We start from the raw sequence: 614 nt of genomic DNA on the forward strand, positions 1-614 counted from the left end.
GGCGTTAGGCATCAAGAGCATTCAAGCTATGAAGTCAGAATGGTTAAGATTTGAATCGCAGCTCGCGGATTGGATGAAGAGCTTCCAAAGTAATAAATTGCAGTTTACGAATGGCTATCAAGCTATTCCTGGTTTCCCATCAGATGGCTTTCGAGCCGACGGACTACTAACTGATGGTAAAGTGGTAGTCGCTTTAGAAGTTGAAGTTAAACAAACTCACCCAGATACGAATGTCGGCAAGTTTTGGCTCCTAAATCAATACAAAACTTACGAAAAAGTTGTTCTATTTCATGTGTATACACCTGAGTATACATCGTATCCATGGAGACTAAAGCTAGGTGAATTTTATGCCGAAAAAATGTCGGAAGAACTCCCGTTTGAATATCATCTTCTAGATTTACGAGACGCAATAAGTATAGAAAGCGCGTTTGAGCAAACCGTTAGAGTTATTCAACAGGAGATAAGCTCGGAGTTTGGTGCGAGCTAGATGCCTAACAAAGCGTTCAAGACGGATTCGCAACGCTTGGCATTTTTGATTTGCTTGAGTTTAAGTGTTTACGGCAAAATACTTTGAGTACAGTGGTCTGCGTTGCTCACCACTTAACGCGGCGTTA

At 41.5% G+C, this 614-nt stretch carries 1 protein-coding gene; it reads left to right on the forward strand.

From position 1 onward, the window contains the following. Window positions 1-487, forward strand: a 487-nt coding sequence (locus KIV41_RS24595) for a hypothetical protein (RefSeq protein WP_285337849.1), incomplete at its 5' end; no start/stop codon positions are given. Between the last annotated feature and the right edge of the window lie 127 nt (window positions 488-614).

It is taken from the genome of Vibrio sp. D401a, assembly GCF_030248515.1.
In the GTDB taxonomy this organism is placed as follows: Bacteria; Pseudomonadota; Gammaproteobacteria; order Enterobacterales; family Vibrionaceae; genus Vibrio; species Vibrio rotiferianus.